Annotated in this window: 14 protein-coding genes; 2 read left to right on the forward strand and 12 right to left on the reverse strand. The window is 51.1% G+C overall.

Annotation, left to right across the window (positions count from 1 at the left end; translation table 11 throughout):
* Positions 1–65: 65 nt before the first annotated feature.
* The 8 genes from ACJ67_RS10840 to ACJ67_RS10875 form a co-directional block, all read right to left on the reverse strand.
* Entirely contained in the window at positions 66–1043 is a 978-nt protein-coding gene (locus ACJ67_RS10840; RefSeq protein ID WP_231587158.1) for an EpsD family peptidyl-prolyl cis-trans isomerase, read from the reverse strand.
* Between the two features lie 125 nt (positions 1044–1168).
* Positions 1169–1855 (reverse strand): CAAX prenyl protease-related protein, encoded by a 687-nt coding sequence (locus tag ACJ67_RS10845; protein ID WP_049639082.1) that lies wholly within the window; start codon positions 1853–1855, stop codon positions 1169–1171.
* Between the two features lie 40 nt (positions 1856–1895).
* On the reverse strand, positions 1896–2570 hold the full coding sequence (locus ACJ67_RS10850; RefSeq protein ID WP_049639083.1) for a hypothetical protein: 675 nt from the start codon (positions 2568–2570) through the stop codon (positions 1896–1898).
* Between the two features lie 9 nt (positions 2571–2579).
* Positions 2580–4208: a putative porin gene (locus ACJ67_RS10855; protein ID WP_049639084.1), complete on the reverse strand. Its 1629-nt coding sequence runs from the start codon at positions 4206–4208 to the stop codon at positions 2580–2582.
* A gap of 47 nt (positions 4209–4255) precedes the next feature.
* Positions 4256–4972 (reverse strand): TonB C-terminal domain-containing protein, encoded by a 717-nt coding sequence (locus ACJ67_RS10860; protein ID WP_049639085.1) that lies wholly within the window; start codon positions 4970–4972, stop codon positions 4256–4258.
* Between the two features lie 2 nt (positions 4973–4974).
* Positions 4975–5379 carry a biopolymer transporter ExbD gene (locus tag ACJ67_RS10865; protein WP_049639086.1) on the reverse strand — a complete coding sequence of 135 codons (405 nt, stop codon included), beginning with the start codon at positions 5377–5379 and terminating at the stop codon, positions 4975–4977.
* Between the two features lie 3 nt (positions 5380–5382).
* Entirely contained in the window at positions 5383–5793 is a 411-nt protein-coding gene (locus ACJ67_RS10870; protein ID WP_019883051.1) for a biopolymer transporter ExbD, read from the reverse strand.
* A 9-nt stretch (positions 5794–5802) separates the two neighbouring features.
* Positions 5803–7479 (reverse strand): DUF2341 domain-containing protein, encoded by a 1677-nt coding sequence (locus ACJ67_RS10875; protein ID WP_049639087.1) that lies wholly within the window; start codon positions 7477–7479, stop codon positions 5803–5805.
* Between the two features lie 275 nt (positions 7480–7754).
* On the opposite strand from ACJ67_RS10875, the gene ACJ67_RS10880 reads away from it, so the two are divergent.
* Positions 7755–9968, forward strand: a complete 2214-nt coding sequence (locus ACJ67_RS10880) for a PhoX family phosphatase (protein ID WP_049639088.1) — start codon at positions 7755–7757, stop codon at positions 9966–9968.
* Between the two features lie 53 nt (positions 9969–10021).
* Complete coding sequence (locus tag ACJ67_RS14925; RefSeq protein ID WP_231587159.1) at positions 10022–10681, forward strand: FxDxF family PEP-CTERM protein; 660 nt, start codon at positions 10022–10024, stop codon at positions 10679–10681.
* 790 nt (positions 10682–11471) lie between these two features.
* Here the strand turns inward: ACJ67_RS14925 and ACJ67_RS10890 are convergent.
* From ACJ67_RS10890 to ACJ67_RS10905, 4 genes are read right to left on the reverse strand one after another with little or no spacing between them, the layout of a single operon-like run.
* Positions 11472–11972, reverse strand: a complete 501-nt coding sequence (locus ACJ67_RS10890) for a PEP-CTERM sorting domain-containing protein (protein ID WP_231587160.1) — start codon at positions 11970–11972, stop codon at positions 11472–11474.
* Positions 11973–12006: 34 nt separating this feature from the next.
* The gene (locus ACJ67_RS10895) at positions 12007–14298 is read right to left on the reverse strand and encodes a 5'-nucleotidase C-terminal domain-containing protein (RefSeq protein ID WP_049639090.1); all 2292 of its coding nucleotides are present in this window, start codon (positions 14296–14298) and stop codon (positions 12007–12009) included.
* 47 nt (positions 14299–14345) lie between these two features.
* On the reverse strand, positions 14346–15104 hold the full coding sequence (locus ACJ67_RS10900) for a PEP-CTERM sorting domain-containing protein (protein ID WP_049639091.1): 759 nt from the start codon (positions 15102–15104) through the stop codon (positions 14346–14348).
* 56 nt (positions 15105–15160) lie between these two features.
* Positions 15161–18238, reverse strand: a complete 3078-nt coding sequence (locus tag ACJ67_RS10905) for an ExeM/NucH family extracellular endonuclease (protein WP_049639092.1) — start codon at positions 18236–18238, stop codon at positions 15161–15163.
* Positions 18239–18491 lie beyond the last annotated feature (253 nt).

Below are 18491 nucleotides of genomic sequence, written 5' to 3' on the forward strand. Positions count from 1 at the left end.
TTGCACCTGATAAACATGCAATAAAAAACCCCGGCATCGCCGGGGTTTGACAATGTCTTTACCAATTAGAGGCCAGACAAGCCTTTCTCAATCGCTGGATTATGCGCTGGCTGCGTGGATTCGGACGCAGGTGCAGCCAAAGGCGCTTCAGGTTTGTCGGTATCCGGCTTGACTGCTGGCGCTGCAGGTACGGTGGCATTGCCATCCATGGTCATTTTGGAGAAGTCGCCGTAAAACTCGACTTTCGCCTCCTTGCGCAATGCCGCCACCTCATTCTTGATCAAGGTTTGCTGATTGGAATTGACCAGGAATTGCTGGATCACTGGCTTGGCTTTTTCCAGATCTACCGGCTGACGGTCAATTTTAGCCAAGAACAGCAGCACTAACGCCTGTGGGCTTTTCACCACCAGCGTATCACCGGCCTTCAGCGTATTCATTTTTTTCAGCAATTCCAGCGGCAATTGCTCAGCGGCTTTACGGCTGGCATTCACACTGAACATATGGTTATGCTCTTTCAGCCAATTGGCAATGTCATCCCCGGTTTTGGCATCATTGATCCCCGCCTCGATTTCACTCGCATGCTCGTTACCCTCCTTGATGGCAAATTCCTGGATCACATACACATTACGTTCGCTGAATAGTTCGGGATGCGTATCGTAAAACTTCTTGATGTCATCTTCTGAGGGAGCCGCCTGTTTCGAGGCCACTTTCTGCATATAGGCTTGCGCCAGCACTTGCTGCTTGGTCGCTTCGAGGACTTGCAACACATTAGGGTCACGGTCCAGCTTTTCATCGACAGACTTTTGCTTAAGCAACTCCATGTCCACCATTTGCTGCAATACTTTTTCAGATGCTGCTTTGACCTGGGATTGATCCAGCTTGCCCATTTTGGACAAGGCAAAATTCAGCTGATGCACAGTGATTTCACTGCCATTCACTTTGGCAACCACTTGTGAGCCACCTTTGGCAGCGCCTTCGTGTTTACTACACCCGGCCATGACCAGCAACAGTGCTGGCACGATTAATGCGATTTTCTTCATCATCACCCTTCAATATTTGGTATTTTGTGTTTCCTGCCACGAAAGTCACCAACTGATGACGGCCCTGCCACAGGCCCGTCTTTAACGATGCTCATCGTCACTGAAAATCACATGCTATCACACCCTGTTTACCAGTACTGCCAGTGACCACCACATACCACCCAGAGTCCTAGGACGGCATTGGTTGTTACGTGAGCCAGGATTGATACCCAGAGCACTTGGAATTGACGGTATAACCAGGCATATACCAGCCCTGCCAACAGCCCGGCTAACCAGAGCTGATGTTCCACCGCGAATAATACGCTACTTACAACAATTGCATAAGTCGTCACAACGGCAGGTGAAACCGACATAAAATCTGCATCGTCTAGCCTGCGCATTAAATAAGACCGCCAGAACAGCTCTTCGATCACCGGCACGATCAGGGCAGAGCCGCTCCAGCGGCAAATCAACCAGAAGATATCTGCATGACTTTGCATAGGCATGGCCGGCGCAATAGTTGCAGCATGCCCACCCAACCAGGCAGGATAAGGGATGACCCATAGCAAAAACACAACCCCGCCCGCCAACAAGGCAATCAGTGCCTGATTAAAACTAGGCGCCACACGCAATTCGACATAATCACGGCAGAAGGTCAGCAGCAGGCACAAAGCCAGGACACTACGCAATAAGTAGGTAGGTTCTGTGCCTATCCCCAACCTTGTCAGCACACCCGCCAGCCAGGGCTCTATCGCCAGTAATAATATAAATCCGGCAAATGGGTAAATACGAGCACGTTCATGCCGGGTGAACCAGGAATTCAAGAGTGCAGTCATCAAGTCAGCCGATCAATAAAAACACAGCCCCTGAAAGTTTTCAGGGCGTGGCTATTGTATCAACTTTATTTTCCAGTAACTGTGCCTGTTTATCCTGCAGGAGATTTTCCAGCTCGACACGTTTGAGTTGAAAGAATGGCTCTGAACGCATGATTTTCTGATAAACGCTCGCATCGTCATACAGACTGATCAACTCATGCCCATAGTTGTACAAGCGACTGTTCTTTTCCTCACATGACACCAGCTGCTGATGCGACGCACCGACTTTTGCCACCAGGGCTTTACGCTGCCTGTCATTGGTGTCCAGGTCAGTTTTCGCTGCTTTCAATGCTTCCTGGGTGGTCTCAAGCTGCTGGCCCTGCTCGGCCAATTGCGTTTGCAATTGCTTTAACTGGGCCGACAACGCCTCATTTTCCCGGGTCAATTTCTGGTTATCTGACTGTAATTGCTGGTTGCGTTTTACTTGCCCTTGCAGTTTGGCCGAATGTGAGCGTTGCGCTGACTGAGCCTGATCAAGCGCCTCTGACAAGCCTTTCTTCTCCTGCTCAAATTGCGTTTGCAAGGCGGATTTCTCAGCCTCCAGATCCTGCTTCATCTTTTGCATCAGAATCGCTGCCCGCTTGGCGGCCTTGTCCTGCTTTTCGGCAGCCATCAGCGAGGTTGAATGCAACCCAAGCAGGCTCAGACTTAGCAGAAGTGAGAAAATGGTCTTCATACAATTCCTTTAAAACCGCCCGGTGAAGTCAACCAACAATGTGTCCACTGAGAATGGTAATCCGGAAATCTCATCGGTACTGATGTAACGTGAAGTCAAGAAGGCATTTTTACCCAAGCCATAATGGGCGCCAATAAAGTAACCCTTGGCATCCGTGCCACCTAACCTGAAGTTGGAATCAGTGAAGCCGTCCAGCATTGCATCTGCTTCAAGACGGCGGTAACCACCAAACACCTGCCAGTCATGCAGCTTTTTCATCGCAGGGTGCCCAACCATCAGCGCAAACTCATAGCCCTCATTCTCTTCATCATACAAAGTATTTGTTCTACGCAAAATTTCCTGTTGGTCAAAACCAATATTTTTCACATACTGGCCATGCAAGATCACATGGACAGGATCAAATAGCGCAAGATCTACCTCACCAAGTACATTCACTAATTGGAACTGAGAAGCCAGGCCACAAAGCGAAGGATTAGTCGCACTGCCACAACTGTTACCAAACGGATTTAACCTGAAGGTACTGTTTCCCTTTTGCCGCCAGAGCGGTACAGTTGCATCATAGCGAGTGTCACCAACAAACTCCCTGGGCTGGCCTTCCACATTTTTAAAGTCATAATAAGCCACACCAAGTTTCACCTTGCTGTTGTTATTAGATGTCCACTCCACACCACCCTGCGCTGCATACAGCCACTTGTCACGGCCCTTGTTGGTATCTGAGCTTTCAATCTCTTCGATTGGGAAGGCGCCGACAGTGGAGAACAGTTGCCAATGCTGGTTAATTTTGGGGTTTGCCCTGGCCGCCAAACCATCAAATGCCAAGTCCGGATCCCAGATCAGGTCTGTACCAAAGGTTCGATTACCCGTAAAGAATGGATTGGCAAAGCGGCCACCGGTCAAAGTTAACCAGTCGTAAGGCTTTGCTTCAAGAAATGCCCGGTCCAGGCCAAACACAAATTTTCCTTGTGAAAAGCCTTCGGTCTGGTTGGGCGTCACCGGAGTCTGCAATAAGCCGGTGGTAAAGCGGATACCACCGTTCAACCAATCGTTAATATGCAGATTGGCACCAAACAAGGCACGGATACGCTGACGCTCCCTGTCTTCGGAGGTATTGTTTACCTGCATAAACTGTCTCTCACGCGAAGCCAGATCTGCAGGCGTTACATTATTATCACTAAACATATCCTCCTGATAACGCAAACGTAACTCTCCCGTCCACTCTATGCGATCTATCCACTCAGGAATCCCCAGCCGCTCGCCCGCTTTGTAATTGAGCTTTTTCATCACCTCTTGCTCAATTTCAGCGCGCATTTCATTTTTCACGTGTTCAGGCACATATTGCACGCGGATAGACTTTGGCTGACCTTCAGCCGTTTTTTCTGCCGCGGGCGCTTCTTGTGCTGCAAGGGCTTCAGCCTCTTCTTTCGCTTTTTCCCTCGCCTGTTGCGCCTGCTTCAGCAAGGCATCGGCCTTATCTTTTGACAGCACACCTTCCTGTACCAGCAATTCGATCAAGCTCATGGTGGTTGCACGTACTTCCTCCAATGACTCACGCTCTCCCGCGACTACTCCTGCAGACTGTGAGCCAAATATGGCTGTCACCATCAATGGAATCACCCAATTTTTTGCTTTAATGTTCATTCGTTTTCCCTAAATTACTTAGCGCTTTACTGCGTTGCCTGCATTACTTAAGACATATTCTTTGAAGCCATCCTGACCACGACTTTTCTTGGCATATCTTCTGGTGCTGTTTCACTCAGTGGTGGAATTCTGGCCAGTACCTTACGAATCAAGGCATCCACCTCCGCATCCCCACTGGAGTCAATTAACTCAGCATGATCAATGGCGCCCTGTGCATTCAAAAATACCCGGACATCCACCTGATACTTGACCTTGTTCAAGCCACTTTCGGCATCCAGCGCTTTTTTAATCTGGCCATCAATCTTGTTTGTAAACCAGGCAAAGGCAGCCATGTTTTTCTTGCCACCGATTTTTGGGCCGGTAGTCACATCCCCACCCTTGTATTCGTTATTCACCGCACCGGCCTGGAACGCGCTAGGACCGTCACCGGCAGGGCCCTCCATTTTCAGGTTCTCCGCGGGCGGTGCCTCAACTGGTTTCGGCTCTGGCTCCTTTGGCGCCTCTTTAGGCTGTTCCTTTGGTGTTTCCTTGGGCGGCTCTTTAGGCGGCGGTGGCGGCGGAGGTGGGGGCGTATCCGGCAACAGTTTCACGGTTGTGATTTGTTTTTTTTGTGGGGCGCCCCCAGAAAACAGTTTTTTTATGCCATAGCCAATCCCCGCCAGTACCGCCAATACCAACAAGGCAATTAACACGCGTGTTGTCCATAAGCGTGTGGCAGACACAGGAGTTTCTTCTGCCATTGCATCTGTCTCATGCAATACCATGCTTATGTTCCGATCTTGCCGGTGACCAGGCCGACGTTTTCAATTTGCAGGCGGTTGACCAGGTCAATCACGCCAATCACACCTGCATAAGGCGCCTGTGGCTGACCCTTGATCATGACGTTGAATTTCGGGTCCATAGCCTTGGCCTGGTTGAGCTGGGTTTCCAGCTCGGCCATGCTCACGCCAACCCCATTGATGGTGAGCGTGCCACCCTGCTGCACCTGCACGATTTTGATATCGTGTTTTTCAGTGCTCGGCTTGTTGGACGGCTTGGGCAAGTTCATAGTCAGCCCCTGCACGCCAGCGGTGGTCATCAGGATAAAAATCACCAGCAGTACATAGGCCAGGTCGAGCATGGGCGTAATGTTGATGGTGTCGTAAGGTTGTGCGTCGTTTTGTACCTGCATGGCTTACTCCACCACTTTCTTGGTCACCAGGCCGACTTCGGTGATGTCCAGCCGTTTACAGATTTCGAGCACTTCTGACACCTTTTCATAATGGGCAGCGGCATCGCCTTTCAGTACCACGGGCAGCTCGGGGTTACTGCTTTTGTATTCAGCCAACCGTTGCTCCAGTTGCGCCATGTCCACTGGAAACGCATCCAGGTAAACACTGCCATCGCTGGTCACGGTAATTGCGCGCATTTGTGGCTTGGCCAGCGCGGCCGAGTTGACTGTATGGGGCATGTCGACTTTGACGCCTTGCACAGAGGCAGTCGTCATGATGATAAAAATCACCAGCAATACGTACGCCAGATCCAGCATGGGCGTAATGTTGATCTCGTCGTAGAGCTGGTTCTCTTCTTTGACGCCTTCTGACATCTCTCGGCCTTATTCCTTACCGTACAGTTCGGCGGTACGGGTAATGAATTCATCGACAAAAATTTGCATGGCGATGGTGATGTTTTTGACGCGGCTGGCCAGGTAGTTGTAGCCAAACAGGGCAGGAATCGCCACGCCCAGACCAGCCACAGTCGCCAGCAAGGCTGCCGCAATACCAGGCGCAATCGCATTGACGTTGACGTCACCCGCAGCGGCAATCGCGGCAAAGGTGATCATCACACCCACCACCGTCCCCAGCAGGCCAAGGAAAGGACCACCGGAAATTGCAATGGTGAGTAGCACCATCATGCTGTTCATGCGCTGGGTTTCACGCACCAGGTCAGCATCGACAGCCGCCTTGATCGCATCGATAGACGCGCCGCCAAGCGCCACTTTGCCGTCAACTTCGCGCTTTTTGATTTCGCGCAGGCCAGCTTTGTATAAACCAAACAGGCTGGAATGCGTGTAGCTACCGGTTTTATCCAGCGACAGCAAATCATTGGCATTGGATTGTTGGAAGCGCTTGAGAAACAAGGCATTGTCTTTGTCAGTGCGGGTGACCAGACGTGCCTTGCTCACCATGACCCAGACACTGATGGCGAACATCACCGCCAGGATGGCAATCACCACTTTGGCGTCGACTGTCAGGCTGTCAATGAGGATGCCCATATAATTGGCTTCACCACCCTCACCTTCTTCTTCAGCATCGGACGGAATCACTTTCACCAAACTGGCATCCGCACCCTGTGATTGCGCGACCAGCGCCAGCCAGGAAGCACTGCGGGCCGTTGAAGCAAGTTGCAGCTCATCAACTTCGGCATTTAAGTTCTGGCCTAAAGTAAGATCTGTAGCAGCCTGTGCATCGCTCGCTTTCACTTGACCTGTCACTTGCCCATTCACATAAATGATGGCCTGGTCACCCTGGAATACCAGCGCAATATGCTGCCATTGGCCAGGCTTCAGTTCACCACCTTGCGTGCTGGCGGTACCGGCTTGCAACGCCAGCGTAGTGCCTTCCAGCTTCAACGTCACGTTGCCGCTTTTAAAAATTTCTGCTGTTTGTGGCAGGTTGGCAGGTTTTAACCATACAGACCAGGTGCTGCCATTGGCCAGGACCGGCGCAGCAGATAAAGTAATCGTTACCGGGCTATTGGTTAGTATTGCGCTTTCAGCGATCAGGCCGGCTTTTTGCACGGTAGCATTACCCGCGGCGATCAATTGATTGGGGCCGCTATCTTTTAACAAGGCATTGTCAGAGAAAGCAAATCTTGCAAGCAGGGCAGGATCATTGAGCGCTTGCGCATCACTGGCAGACGTAGCTGATTCATTGCCAGTGGCAAGACTGATCGCAAGGTCTTTATTCGCGGAAGAAACTTGCGGCAAAACCACCCAGGCCACCGCCAATTCATTCACTGCATCATATTTTTCCAGTGAAAACTTCAGCTCCGTCTTGTCATCTGCCGCAATAAAACGCAGGTCAGCACCGTCCACATTTGCCCCGGTAAAATCAAAATTACCGGAATGCAGACGCACCAAAACAGGCGCCTGGTTGACGGCTTCCTTAATATTGGCAGTGTCTATGCTAATTTTCTGCTGGGTCGCCCAGTCCTTGTTCCAGGCGGCAAATACAGAAGTGCTGAGGCTAAGCCCCAGCAATCCAACCAATAAACCTAATGTTTTCTTCATAGCTTCGCTGACAAGTTAATTTGAGCGGTGAGTCTATAGAGTGAATGTTGCAGACACATGAAAAACGGACTAGTCGGACTAGTTTTTTTATCCGCTTTTTTCGTGATTCAATGACTTCAAAATGAACCTTTGGTGAAACGGGACCATAAGCTAATCCATCACGCAAGAAATCTTCATATTCACCGGTATCTTCAAAGATAGAATCTTTTGCATACTGAAATTTCAGCTTATTCAGTAGATAAAAGAATTTTTTCAACTTACCAGGAGAATACACAATGAAGGGTATTAAGCATCCTAACAACGATGTTGCACTGAATGACTCTGGCAATACTTCCATCTCAGAAGTGATGAACCAGGTGGATGTCAACCGTCGTAAGTTTTTGATGACTGGCATTAGCTCAACAGCCTTGGTTGCCGCTGGCGGTTTGACACTCTCTGGTTTTGCCAATGCAGTCACACCAGCTGGTGCAGCTGCGGCCAAAACCGGGTTGCTCGGAAGCGCATCTGCCTCTGCTGGGATGCCTAGCGCCCCCATCTCTTTTACACCAATCCCACCTAACCTGGCAGCCAGCGCTGTCGATGCCGTCTCTGTGCCACCTGGCTATACCGCAGAATTATTTGTCGCCTGGGGTGACCCCATCGTGCGTGGCGGTATGCCATTTAGCGGTACAGCCACTGAAACAGCTGCACAGCAGCGTCTGGCTTATGGCGGTCACACGGATGGCATGCATTTCTTCCCCTTTGCCGAAAGAAATGGCGAGTTGAGCAGTGATCGCGGCTTGCTTGTCTCCAACAGTGAATATACCCACGAAGAAATTTTATTCCCTGACTTCCATGCCAATTACAACATTGCTAAGGCTCGCAAATCGCAGGCAGCACATGGCGTGAATGTCCTTGAGGCAAGACGCGTGAGAGGCGCATGGGGCGTGCAACGCAATTCCATCTATGGCAGACGAATAGATGCCAATACGAGAATGCGCATCAGTGGCCCAGCTGCGGGTCATGCACTGCTGAAAACGGTGGACTACAAGATTGATGATAACGGCAGCACTCCTATCGGCATGACAGACGGGACTTACTGCTACGGGACAGTCAACAACTGTGCAAATGGTTATACACCTTGGGGTACCTACCTGACTTGCGAAGAAAATTTTAATGGTTACTTTGGCCGCGCCGCCGGGACGTTAGATACCACTGCAACAGGTTCAGAGAACAGCAAGCTTTATCGTCGTTATGGCTTAAGCACCACTGGGGCAGGCTACAGATGGCATACCGTTGACCCGCGCTGGGAGCTGGATGCTAACCCTAATGGGCCAAATACCTTTGGCTGGATTGTTGAAATTGATCCATTTAATCCCAAAAGCGTACCTGTAAAACGCACCGCGCTTGGTCGTTTTAAACATGAGAGCGTGCAATATGTGGTAGATACTGCCAACGATCTTGGCATGTATATGGGCGATGATGAGCGTAACGACTACATCTACAAATTTGTCGCCAATGCCAAGTTCAATCCAAGCAACCGTGCAGCCAACCGCGACATTCTCGATGAAGGCACACTCTATGTGGCGCGTTTTGACGCCAACCTGACGGGTGTTTGGTTGCCATTAACGCCGGACAGTATCGGCGTCAATGGACAGGCCTTGCGCAACAACCCGAACTTTGCTGGCGCTAACGATGCTGAAGTTCTGGCCAAAATCCTGATCAAAACCCGCATGGCGGCTGATGCAGTGGGTGCAACCATGATGGACCGCCCAGAGTGGGTAGGCGCTCGCCCACGTATAAATGGGTTCCAGGAGGTTGAGCTTTATTGCACATTAACAAACAACAACCGCCGTGGTACATCACCAGCCAGCGTAAATGCAGCAGACGGATCCACCTCTGCTGGCGGCGCCCGCCCACCAGTGGATGCTGCTAATTCCCGCGAAAATAACATTTATGGTGGTGTGATCCGCTGGCGTGAAGATGGTCGCAGCGTGCGCGCAACGACCTTTACATGGGATATGTTTGTGCAAGCAGGTGACACCCTCACTGCGCGCACGCCATTAGCCACCAATGACTTTAAAGGCAATATTGTAGATACGCCAAATGGCAGTGCAGATTTTGGTGCGCCAGACGGTTTATGGTTTGACGACTTCGGCCGCATGTGGGTACAAACCGACTCCGGCGCAGGCACGGGAGACTTTGTCAACCTGGGTATGGATCAAATGGTGTGCATAGACCCAAGCACCAAAGAGGCCAAACGCTTCCTGACCGCTTGCCCACAAGCTGAAGTCACCGGTATCGCGATGACTCCAGATGGGAAAACCCTGTGGGTAGGGATTCAGCATCCAGGTGATGCAGGCACTGAGGCTGCCCCTGAGCAATACTCTGCATGGCCACAAAGCCAATGGAATTTTGCCAGTGATGGCGTTACCCCGCTGAACCCAGGCCGTCCTCGCTCAGGTGTAGTGGTGATTACCAAAAATGATGGTGGCATTATCGGCACTTAATATCACCGGGCAGCGTGATTGCGCTGCCCCCCCTTTTATATTGACAGGAGCTTATGATGAAATTTACAACCCTTAGCATCGTCGCTTTAATGGCAGCTTCCTCGGCAGCCAATGCAGCCTCATTTTCTTCACCGTCCGCCACGTTTACGGGTGATGTGATTGACTTTAATGCCTTTGATGGCTATCTGTTGCCTCAAGGTGGTAGCAACAGCCTGAGTTTAGACTATGGTGTGACATTAACCACCGATGGCCTCGCGACCGTTGGTCAAAATGCATTCGACCTGAATGATAACGGACTGTGGAGTGTCGTGGGCAATGCAAACCGCGATGGCACATTTTTATCTGCTGAATTTAACAATGCTAATGACAGCATCCATTTTAGCTTTGCCTCTGGCATGCAAAAGGTCGGCATCTTTATCAACCAATATCAAGACATCGGTGAAAGTAACAGCCTGAATTTTTTTGCATATGACATTAACGGCAACGTGCTTGAAACACGCACCATCAACGTTGATACCGCTTGGGACAGCTATGATGAAGGTATGTTTGTCGGTTTTGAGCGTGCGTCCGCAGATGTTTACCGCTTTGGAGTCTCAGGCGGTACCTTTGTCATGGACAACCTGACCATCTCCGCAGTCCCTGAACCGGAAACAGTTGCAATGTTGCTGGCCGGATTGGGATTACTGTCTTTCGCCGCCCGTCGTCGCGCTTGACAGACCGCTGTTAATCGAAAAGAGCCGCCTCCTGCGGCTCTTTTTTATCATCCGAATTACTTATCTGGCGCTGCTATCAATTTAAATTGCTCATCCACAAAAGAGGCGAAAAAAATTTGCGAGCATACAGTAAGCATATTGCCTGCTTAGCCACCATAGGAGCAACGCCATATAGTGACAGAAGTTGTTCTGATGGAAGTGCTATATCACTTGATCAATTGTCATCATTCAAGGTTTTCCTAAAACAATACCTGCGAAACGCAACGTCGCTGCCCCCCCGCCTAATCAACGTATACAGCCTCACAAAAAACAAATGGAGTGACCGTTGACGCTGCCACATGGGGCAAATACCGGGGGCTAATCTGCTTAAACAAGGCCCTCAGGCAACCGTATCAACGCATCACTCACACGACAGACTATCTGGTAGACGATTTGGGTTGAATTTGAACACATCAATTCGGAACTGGTCGGCAGTCAGCACGCATGGCTTCCACGTTGCATGTATTTTGCACTTCAGGCGATGTTATCTCTACCACAGACTTTCCATTAGGAATGGAAATGACAACGCTGAACTGCTTGATGGATTTTTCGGGTAAATTTGAGGGTAATCATCGATTTTTGTTTAACCAACGATGCAAAATGGACAAAGTTCACTTTCGAGTAGATTGAAAATCACCTCATGCAAAATCTGGGATTACTTAACCGTTTTTAAGCAGCCATTCGTCATGCGAAAAAAAGCCCGGCGAACCGGGCTGGTGCGTTCATTGCAAACGCGTTGATGCAGAGAGAATCAGGATTGGCGGCGGGCAGCAATCCAGCCCATCAAGCCCAGACCAATCAGCATCAGGCCGGATTGTGTCGGCTCTGGTACCGCAGCGGCATAGGCCAGACTACCAGTACCGGACAAGCCCAGAGATGTGTCATAGGCCAAGAAAGCATCGGAGGCATCGGCGCTTCCTGCAATAAAGCTAAACCCGATCGCCGGGCTGTTGGAATCTACAGACCACTCCAGGCCAGTAAACACGCCATCCTGGAATACGGCCGTGGCATCGGCCAGAGCAGGCGTTGCCAGGTTGAACAGGTTGCCACCAAAAGTGAAGTTCAGGCTGCTCAGGTTGATCAATTCAGTGCCTGATGCCAGCAGGCCGGCATCATCAAAGCTGAACTGGCCCTGATAACTTGACCCGTTGTAGTAACCGGATTCAACTTGACCATTAAACTGCCAGGATTGAATCGCTGCCTGGGCTGGGATGACGACTGTCAACAAGGCAGCCAACGTGATTTTTTTCATGAATGTGTTCATTGCAAAATTCCTTTAGTAAACATTAAAGTATGAAGTCTCTGGCTGGCGACACTTGTTTGGCGGTCAAGCCTTTCAAGGTCACTAATGGTTTAGCTACGGCAGGACCTGTCGCACCATCGGTATCGACCATCAGCTGTACACCACCAGTCACGTCCATCAAGCGCAGGTAGCCACCTGTGAGCGCACTATTGGCAGACACGCCCAGCGAAGTCAGCAAGGCCGTCAGCTGTAATTTGTCGGCATAAGGCGTAAAGTCAGTAATGGTGTCGCCCGCTTCACGCATGCTGTTATAAACAAATACATCGTTACCTGCGCCACCGGTCAGCGTATCCACACCCAGGCCACCGTTGATCATGTCATCCCCGGCTGTGCCCACCAGTGCATCACGGCCAGCGCTGCCTGTTCGCGTGACACCAGCGGTTGAATTAGCAATCGCCAGGTCAATCAAACGGCCACCTTTGTCATACTGGTTTTCCAGGCCATACATATTCACAGTAATTTCATCACCATCACTATTATTCAAGCGACCCAGGCCACCCTCTGATTTTGGCGTTTGAATGAAGTTAGCCAGGGCTTCCTGATAGGTAATCGTGAACGGGCTGTTTTCAAACTCCACAGCATTGGCCGCAAACGGATAACCGTCGCCACCCGCTGCCGTGAAGTCTATGGTGGTGAATGAGAAAGTACGGTTATTGACCACCACACCGTTATCAATCAGCACGGTGCCGTCATCCAGCACTACACGCTGAATGCGGCTACCAGTCCCTTGCGTGGTTCTGGCAGGGTTACGGCTGTCATACACCACTTGCATGCCAGAGATTTGTGGGTAGCGGCCATTGGCACGACCAGTTGGGCTGGTATCGCCATAGCCATGCTCAAGCAAATCTTTAAGCTGAGTCGCATTCATGGCAGGCGCACGCTTGACCAGGTTGGTAAATGGCAGGATATTGAAAGTATCGCCAACAGAAACATTGCCGGCAGCCGCAATATTGGTACGGATACCGCCGCCATTCTGGATCGCAACATCGGTTTTACCGGCAAAACGCATGGCATCAGCGACCAGATTACCCAAGCCGGTTTCAGCGTTACGCACACCAGCGACAAATGTGCATGGCAGTGCAGCGCAGGTCGTATGGGTGGGGCCGTTCAACTTCACCGCAGTGGTGCCTATGATTTGCGCATTCAAGGCAGAAATATAGTTGAGGATTGGCGTCACTACTTGCGCCTGGATAGTGGCATCGCCACTCACGCGGTCTGCATCTGCGGCGGCACCCGAAACGCGCATCATTTTGCTGGAGTCAATCCCGACAAAGGTGCCATTGCTATCATCAATCGTGAAGTTGAGCTCCCCAACGTAACGGTTACCAAAGTGGCTGGTCAGCACAGGCACGGTATGGCCATTGGCATCTATTGCATTCACTGGATGTGAGTTGTAGGTCGCAGCCACGCCTCCGTTGATCAGCGCATCGTCAGGATCGACCATTAACTCATGACCTCCGCCGGACAATACCAGATCAACACCGGTCAAGGCAGGAATCACCACATTGATCTCATTGGCGGCATTTTGCAGATGGCTGATCAGGATGACGGTTGTCACGCCTTGCTCGTTACGCAGGCGATTCACTTCCGCCTGAATCAGCGGAATTAGCGCCTGCAGGTTTTGTGCCTCGGTATTGTTGGCATCAAAGCCAATCAAATTGACTGCCCCTGGAGAGGAAATACTAGGCAACAATGGTGTCGTTGCACCTATCAGGCCAATCTTGTGGCCCGCACTGGTCGTAATGATTTTTGATGGAGCCACTTTGCCTGCAGCCTTGAGACTGGCAAAGGGGTTTGTGGCATCAAAATTAAGGTTCACAGACAGGTAGGTGCTACCTGACACTTCAGCGAAACGGGCAGCCACATCGGCACCAAGGTCAAACTCATGATTACCAAACACAATCGCATCAAAACCAATCTGACGCAAAGCGATGGTGTCATAGAAGTCCTGACCACCCATGTAAGCGCTGCCCAGATTTTGAAAACTGGCATTGAAACGAGGACCTGGTAAAAAGGCATCGCCCGCATTCAGCTTGAGCACATGACGGCCGGCAGCTTGCGCGGCTGTTTCAGCATTCTTCATCACGGTTGCCAGGCGGTCCACGCCACCATAAAAAGAAATGGCCTGACCACTGCTATCACGCAAGTTACCTTGCGCAGACAGCAACCAGCTTTCTTGGTCACCCACATGTAATACAGTCACACCCTCCGCCCAAGCCACACTGGCAGTCAAGGTCAGTGCGACATAAGCAGTTAATTGTTTCAGTTTAAACATTGCATTCTCCACACAGTGCCGTGACGCATCACGGCACTCATTGATAATTAACGTGATTGACGGCGACGTACCAGGGCCAATACGCCAAAACCAGCCAGCAACATGGCAGCGCTATCTGCTTCGGGCACGGCACTGACACTAAAAGCAGCGGTATTTGGAATTAATGCAGCGGAAGTACTGTTATTCAGGGTGTCCACGCTCCAGTTATTCACATTCGCCACTTGTGCTTTGTAATCAGAAAAGTTGCTGAGGCCGTCACGCACACCGTTGTACTCGGCGTAGTCTGGTTCACTGGAAGCACCAGCTTTGGCAGTCAATTCGATCGCATTCACGCCTTTGGTCAGACCTGTGTTGGTTAGCGAGCCATCATTGGCAAATTTGCCATTGGTGATGGCTGTCAGGAAGGTGGTTGGTGCTGAGGCAGCAGTGCCTAAGTATGCATAGACCGTTTCTTTATCGTTACCAATGCCCCAGTTGCTGCTACCGCTCACTGTCACGCGTGACAACACCCCGGTAGATGCAGACAGGCTGGTTTTGTCATAAGCAGAAAAGCGTACGACGGTACCCGCGGCGACCAAGTCGCTGGACACCCACTGGTTGTAACTTTCACCGGTATTGAATGCACTACCAGTCCATTCGTTATCGCTGAAGTAAATTTTGGTATTTGCAGCAATATCAACAAACGTCACGAAGGACAAACCATCTTCGTCAGCGTTGAAGGCAGTGAACATAATGTCACCGGCATTCAGTGCCGCGTTAGCTTGGCTGGACAGCAACAAGGCTGCGATTAAACTGATTTTTTTCATCTTAAATATCCTCTCACTCGGTTTTTAAAAACAACTCACTGATTTGTTATGGTTGATTACCAGCGCACATCTCGTTGTGCGTCCAGTTGATTCATGGCTAATCCTTTTAAGGTCACCAATGCTTTGGCTGTTGCAGCCCCGGCGATGCCGTCGGTGTCGATTTGCAGTTGCGTACCGCCAGCCACACTGACCCAGCGCGCCACGCCATCAGCAAATGGCTGACCTCCTGTATATCCAATGCTTTGCAGCAAGGCACCGATGTCCAGCTGGTCTTCACCCGGCGTAAAGTCAGTGATAGTGTCTGTGGCATCACGCATGCTCTGGTAAACAAAGGTGTCGCGACCAGCCAGCCCAGTGAGGGTGTCTGCCCCCAGACTACCCGTCAGCACGTCGTCACCTGCAGTGCCGATCAAGGTGTCGCGCTGGGCACTGCCGTTGACCGTTTTTACCAATTGCACGCCGACAATGACCGGGTCATGGTCAGAAGAACGGTAAGGGCTATCGGTGTAGAGGTCTTGTGGTTTGAACTCGGTGTTGTAATCAATCACAAACGGTTCATCGGCGTTGATGTGCCAGTGCGTGGTGCCGGTCAGTTGCGCGGCCATACTGCTGCTGGCCAGGGCATGGTCCAGGTAACCGGATTCACCATCAAACACGTAGGAGTAGTCACTCTCGCCATTAAAGCGGGCAATCTGGTCTTGCAAACCACCAGCTTCCAGAGACAGGATAGGATCTTCCTTGCCGTAAGCATTGAGGTCACCAATGACCATCACATCGCTATCACCAGACTGCGCTTGCACCGTATTGATAAATTGCAACAAGCGGCTGGCCTGGGCGAGTCGTTGCGAGTTATAGCAACCCTGGCCATCACCTTGGTCCTGGTTAGCACCAGCGACATCCGAGCAGCTCTTGGATTTAAAATGGTTGACCAGTACGGAGAACTTCTCACCATTGGCTGCACGGAAGGTTTGTGCCAGCGTTGGACGGTTGTTGATACTGTCGTTATCGGACAAGGCCGCGGCGGTTGGCGTCAATTTTGCCGGTTTGTAGATCATGGCCACTTTAATCGCATCAGTACCAGTCCCCGTCACCGGGTCAGCGATCACGGCATAGGTGTTGGCGCCCAATACCGCATTCAAACCATCGACCAGATTTTGTGCCGCAGTGAGTCCGTTGTTCTGGATTTCCATCAAACCCACCACATCGGCATTCATCGCAGTCAATGCGCGGATAATCTTGTCACGCTGACGATTGAACTCTGTCAGGTTATTGGCACCCCGGCAGTTGGAGGCAGATACACTGTTACCCAAACGGCAGCCTTGACCGGTCTGGCCACTGGCAGTGGCGCCATTGGTAAAGGTCGTGAAGTAGTTGAGTACGTTAAAGCTAGCGATTTTAAGGTTACCTGCCACGCTGGCGGGTGACGCTGTCCGCACATTGACGCGGCTAAACTGTACTGGCTCGGTCGGGTGCAGCTTGTAGTCACGCGGACCTGTACCTGAGGCTGTAATCAAGCCATGGTCGATCACCCCGGTCAGGTTTTCCACCACATCGCCGGCACGCAAGGTATTGTCTTCGCCAATAAACGGAATCGGGTTGGGGTTTTGTGCACTGCTACCGTCATCCAGCACCAGGCGACGGCGCGCATTTTCATCGGCCAGTTGTGCCGCAGCGGTCGAGTTGGCAGGATAAATATTGCTAGGCTTGATCATGCGACCTTCGGCAGACAAGGTCACCTGACCATAACGTCCCTGGAAGTAATTCTGCGAAGCGGTCATCGGTGTGGTGATACGCACCAGCATGCCTTCATAAGCTTCCAGATCACCTTCTGTCACTTCTGGCAAGGTAATGTCTGTTGGCAGAATGTTGCCACTGCCAATCACCTGCAAGCCGCTCACGTTGACCAGCTCGGTAATGGTATTGAACTCTGTCACATTGGCTGTCAGGCGAATTTTTTGCCCTTTGCTCACCGTAGGGTTCACGCCTGAGCCTAGATAGACAAATACACCATCCGAAGTCTGTGGATTGCCATCACCGGTGGCATCTTGCAGGTAAAAGCCATTCAGGCCAGGGAACACAGCAGTGACCACACCCTCTGTCGTGACAGTTTGGCCATTGAGCGGGCTTACAGAGGCTGTGCCCAATTCGCTGCCCTGAATCTCGTAAATGCGGGTGATATTGCTGTTTTTAATCGTGATATTGACGGTACAAGTTGCCGTCTGCGCTTCATCATTGGCAAACTGGATATCGGCCGTGTATTGCCCTGCTGGCAGGCTGCCATCCAATTGAAACGTCGCGCTGGCAGACTGACCATCACTGCTGGCCGCGGCAAAATTGGCCAGACTCACGCCGCTCGGCGCATTAGAAGCCAAGGTCGCGGCATTCACCACACTGTCAACATCTGACGCCTGCACCTGACCGGCACCAACCTCGCCCACTTGCAGCGTTATCGCCGGACAAGAAGTAACAATCGGTTGATTTCCTGTCCCACCTCCCGTATTGCCGCCACCGCAGACATTCACTGCGCTGCTGCTATTGCGTGGTGCGGGTGCACCGGTCACAAAGTCGCTGCCGTTCTGGTTAGTATCCTGACAGCCATTATTCTTACGTAGCAATGCCGTGCTGCTTGAACTCGCCGGTGCTGCCGAGCCTTCGGCAAAGTTGGCCGTGCCATAACCTACCAAATCGGCAATCTGCGCCAACTGACTGCTGCTACACACATTAGAGCCACCGTTACAAGTCAGACCGATGCTGCTCTTGACCAACACCACCTTGCCGTTGGTCCCGCTCATGTCAGTGCCATTATTGCTGGTATCCGGCGTAGGCAAAGCTGAACCGTTGGCCGCGCTACGCAAACCCACCAGGTAATATTGGCCAGGTTGCAACAAGCCAGACAATGTTGTCACGCCATTGGCAGAAAAATTACCGTTCCCCGTGGCGCTGGCATACTGCACAGACCAGCCATTGATATCTACTGCCACGCTACCGTTGTTGAACAACTCAACGTAATCCTGGTTATAAATATTGCCCTGGCCGCCATAGATCTGGCTAATTACCACCTCGGCATAGACAGGGATACTTAAGGAGGACAGACCCAACCAGGCCAGTGCCCAATGCATTTTTTTAAATTTCATTCAGGACTCCGCAGCTTTTCGCTCGATTAAAATCCTGAATACTTTAACAACTTGAATTGCCGCCAATATTAAGTTTGGCACCGGCTAACTAGTCAGGTTGGACTATGAAAACACGACCAAATAAAACACTTCTTGCATACGAGTAGTCTAGTCTGTGTAGGAATGCGTTCGCCTGCCTTCACCAGACAACGCTTGTATTGGATAGCACAACAAAACACCAGCGTCACAAAAAAATACCCGCCAAAGGCGGGCA

Source organism: Methylophilus sp. TWE2 (genome assembly GCF_001183865.1).
GTDB lineage: Bacteria > Pseudomonadota > Gammaproteobacteria > Burkholderiales > Methylophilaceae > Methylophilus.

What these genes read in the sequence shown, in the direction of transcription:
- ACJ67_RS10840 (WP_231587158.1), bottom strand. Translation starts at nt 1,043, where the DNA reads ATGATGAAGAAAATCGCATTAATCGTGCCAGCACTGTTGCTGGTCATG.
- ACJ67_RS10845 (WP_049639082.1), bottom strand. Translation starts at nt 1,855, where the DNA reads ATGACTGCACTCTTGAATTCCTGGTTCACCCGGCATGAACGTGCTCGT.
- ACJ67_RS10850 (WP_049639083.1), bottom strand. Translation starts at nt 2,570, where the DNA reads ATGAAGACCATTTTCTCACTTCTGCTAAGTCTGAGCCTGCTTGGGTTG.
- ACJ67_RS10855 (WP_049639084.1), bottom strand. Translation starts at nt 4,208, where the DNA reads ATGAACATTAAAGCAAAAAATTGGGTGATTCCATTGATGGTGACAGCC.
- ACJ67_RS10860 (WP_049639085.1), bottom strand. Translation starts at nt 4,972, where the DNA reads ATGGTATTGCATGAGACAGATGCAATGGCAGAAGAAACTCCTGTGTCT.
- ACJ67_RS10865 (WP_049639086.1), bottom strand. Translation starts at nt 5,379, where the DNA reads ATGCAGGTACAAAACGACGCACAACCTTACGACACCATCAACATTACG.
- ACJ67_RS10870 (WP_019883051.1), bottom strand. Translation starts at nt 5,793, where the DNA reads ATGTCAGAAGGCGTCAAAGAAGAGAACCAGCTCTACGACGAGATCAAC.
- ACJ67_RS10875 (WP_049639087.1), bottom strand. Translation starts at nt 7,479, where the DNA reads ATGAAGAAAACATTAGGTTTATTGGTTGGATTGCTGGGGCTTAGCCTC.
- ACJ67_RS10880 (WP_049639088.1), top strand. Translation starts at nt 7,755, where the DNA reads ATGAAGGGTATTAAGCATCCTAACAACGATGTTGCACTGAATGACTCT.
- ACJ67_RS14925 (WP_231587159.1), top strand. Translation starts at nt 10,022, where the DNA reads ATGATGAAATTTACAACCCTTAGCATCGTCGCTTTAATGGCAGCTTCC.
- ACJ67_RS10890 (WP_231587160.1), bottom strand. Translation starts at nt 11,972, where the DNA reads ATGAAAAAAATCACGTTGGCTGCCTTGTTGACAGTCGTCATCCCAGCC.
- ACJ67_RS10895 (WP_049639090.1), bottom strand. Translation starts at nt 14,298, where the DNA reads ATGTTTAAACTGAAACAATTAACTGCTTATGTCGCACTGACCTTGACT.
- ACJ67_RS10900 (WP_049639091.1), bottom strand. Translation starts at nt 15,104, where the DNA reads ATGAAAAAAATCAGTTTAATCGCAGCCTTGTTGCTGTCCAGCCAAGCT.
- ACJ67_RS10905 (WP_049639092.1), bottom strand. Translation starts at nt 18,238, where the DNA reads ATGAAATTTAAAAAAATGCATTGGGCACTGGCCTGGTTGGGTCTGTCC.